Annotated in this window: 2 protein-coding genes; both read right to left on the bottom strand. The window is 40.6% G+C overall.

The genetic code is table 11. From position 1 onward, the window contains the following. Positions 1-130 precede the first annotated feature (130 nt). Positions 131-1,765 (bottom strand): adenylate/guanylate cyclase domain-containing protein, encoded by a 1,635-nt coding sequence (locus AC5JMF_RS31890; protein WP_495799714.1) that lies wholly within the window; start codon positions 1,763-1,765, stop codon positions 131-133. 244 nt (positions 1,766-2,009) lie between these two features. Then, on the bottom strand, positions 2,010-2,903 hold the full coding sequence (gene ylqF, locus AC5JMF_RS31895; protein WP_495799715.1) for a ribosome biogenesis GTPase YlqF: 894 nt from the start codon (positions 2,901-2,903) through the stop codon (positions 2,010-2,012). Between the last annotated feature and the right edge of the window lie 317 nt (positions 2,904-3,220).

A 3,220-nucleotide genomic window follows, 5' to 3' on the forward strand; every position in this document is an offset into this window, starting at 1 on the left:
AAGAAGCGAATAAATTATTACCTGCGATCGCTAAATTATTCGGTTTAGGATAATCTCTATAATGCGTCTTCTAAATAATTGTGTCCACCTACAACGGACGGTAGGACAATCGCTTGCTGCTTGTGCAGGCTTAGTCAGCGGTGGAGTTGTCACACATTTTTGTCTGATATACCTTTACTAATCGATTAATACCTTTAAAACGATGCTCTCCCATTTCCTGAAAATCCGCAGGATCTGAAAGCATTGTGTATGTGGCTTCACTAATAATGCACTCACTGGGAGGACATATTGCTTCCATACGAGCAGCAAGATTAATAGTAGCGCCTAACGCCGTATAATCTACCCTTTGTGAACTACCGACATCTCCCACGACAGCCTTACCGCTATTAATAGCAATACGTAATTGGAGAGGTTCTTGCCAAAAACCATTAGCATTGAGACGGTCGAGACGTCTGAGCATTCCTTTAGCGGCAGCAGTCGCGCGATCTGCGTGATCCAATTGCGTTTCTGGAGCGCCAAAAAATGCCATAATACAATCGCCAATATATTTATCCAAAGTGCCACCGTAGGCGAACACTTCTTGTAGCATTTCTTCAAATAAATTGTTTAATAATTGAGCGATCACAGTTGGTGTTAATCGCTCAGAAATTGCCGTAAAGCCAACCAAATCTGCAAATAAAATACTGATTTCACTCTCTGCGGGAGCTAAACGCCCATCTGGCAAACCACCTACAGATATCAATTGTTGTACAACTGCTGGAGAATGATAGCGTTCTAGCCGATGACGAATTACTTCTTCCGTTTTTAATTTTTCTACTAATAGCCAACGTTGCACACTAGAAGCTACTATGTTCGCTAAAGCCGAAAAAAAACTCAGTTCTTCTTCGCCTTCATTTGCCCAATGGTAAGAAGAAAGTAGCGCATCGGCATAAAGAACACCAACAACTTTATTTTCATCCCACAAAGGTACTGCCATGGCGCTACGAATACCTTTCATTAAAATACTATGTTCACTAGAAAAGCGTTCATCTTTTTGGGTATCAGCTGTCTGAATAACCACTTTTTCTGCAAATACTTTTTGACAGATACTGCGACTAATCCAACTACCATCAGCTGCTAAATTTTCCTGCTCGGCAACGTTTCTAGTAGCAGCATTCATTAATTCTAAATGACCACAACCATTAACATTAATTAATAGTGCTAAGCGTTCAATACTATTAAGATAACGAAAGACAACTTGTTGAACCTGAGAGAAAATCTCTTCTATAGATGCCGCCGCGCAGAGATTTTTAGCTATATCTACTAAATCTTTGAGACGAGCAATAGTCTTATCTTTCTTGCTGACATCACCATCTTTATCTTCAGCTTCAATCCATCGTTGTTGTAGTTTTTCAACGCTGTGAAGAATTGTTCTTTGCTCATTAGATTCCAAAGCTACAGGATAATTTGCTGAAATTTGTGTTACAGGAACTGTGAACAAAATTACAAAGCTCACATTACCTAACCAAACAATATCACCGTGATGTAACTTTTGGGGATAAATAACAAGACACTCATTTACCTGTGTTCCATTTTTGCTGCCCAAATCCTCAATAGTCCATGCGCCGTTGGTTGTTTTTACCAGTCGTGCATGGTTACGAGAAACTCCAGCAAAAGGTAAGTACAAATCACATTCCGGTAAACGTCCAATTGTGAAGACATCTTGATGTACTGTGATCGTTGTCTCACTATCTCCCTCTTGTAGACGCAGTGTAAGTTCAGTCATGAGTGTGATATGTCCATCCTAGAAGCTGGAAGCGTAAGCAACCTTAAACTTAGGTATACGCCAACAGTTAATCCTTCACCTTTTCTTTATGGCACTGTTGACGGCATTACGACAACTGTATGTAATAAATATTACTCTTAGCTTCTATTCTAGAACATTACCATTAAGAGAGATAAAGAAGTAGAAAAGCTGAGGAAAATGAGGATTTTTATTGAAAATCCCGCTTTCGTCTGCTTTGTCCTCTCTATGCCTCATTCGAGGGTAATTCCAGAGGTGTCGTACCCAAAAATCCTTTACGAAAATCTGTTAAAAGTTGCCTTGCAGTTCTTTCCACATCCCCTTTGTAGCGATGCTCCGCCAAGGCGTGTAGGTATGTTTCTCCTGTGTAGGATTCGGAATCTAGTTCGTAGCGAGACAGTAAAGGTTTATTGGGTAATATATGCGTAGCTGTTGTTCTCAAATCATTGAGTAAATCCACCAGTGCTGCCGCTACTAGTTGATTATCATAAGATGCCTCACCAATATCATCGCAAATAGCTAATTTCAAAGCGGCTGTTTGGTCTTCTAATCTTGCAGGGATTACACCAGGAGCATCTAGCAATTCCAAATGCTCGGAAATTCTTACCCAGCGCAGTTGGCGAGTTACACCTGGACGAGCGGCACTTTCTACCACCCGCTTTCCCAACAAACGGTTAATCAATGCGGATTTACCAACATTGGGAAAACCAATCACCACAGCGCGGACTGGACGGGGTAACATGCCGCGATTGTGTCTTCTTTGATTGAGTTCTACCCCAGCAGCCTGTGCTGCTTTAGCAACTGCAACCACACCTTGACCATGTTGAGCATTAGTGAAATAAGGTACTTCCCCTTGAGTTTTGAACCAATCTTCCCAAAGCGATCGCACTTGTGGTGTAATCATATCTACGCGATTAATTACTAGTATCCGTGTCTTACTCCCAACCCACTCACTCATTTGAGGATGATGGGTCGATAAGGGAATCCTAGCGTCTCGTACTTCTAACACCACATCTACCCGCTTTAACTGTTCTTTAAGATTTTTTTCAGCTTTAGCAATGTGGCCCGGATACCACTGAATTAGGTTTAATTTATAGTTTTGAGTTAACGAACTACGCATAATCAATACTTTTAGCTACTTGAATCTCTAAAATGCTTATCTGATGCTCACAAGAGCTATTTTTTGTATTTTAGAGTCTATTTGAGCATCGTTTTATACATTTAATTATCCAGTAAACATGCTCAACTAATGCTCATTCTCTATTATCCAAGGTCAGACACCTAAAAACACTCCTTCCAAGAATCTAACCAAATTTTCCCTCAAAATTCTGAACGCTATTTATAAACAACTAAAAAGCGCCCCCCGTTCGTAGGAGGCGCTGTTTATTGAGTTCAAGTTGAGAATTAACCGTTGATAGCAGGAGCGCTAATTGCAAC

Source organism: Desmonostoc vinosum (assembly GCF_059505385.1).

Coding starts and splice junctions, on each gene's coding strand:
- AC5JMF_RS31890 (WP_495799714.1), bottom strand. CDS start 1,765: ATGACTGAACTTACACTGCGTCTACAAGAGGGAGATAGTGAGACAACG.
- ylqF (WP_495799715.1), bottom strand. CDS start 2,903: ATGCGTAGTTCGTTAACTCAAAACTATAAATTAAACCTAATTCAGTGG.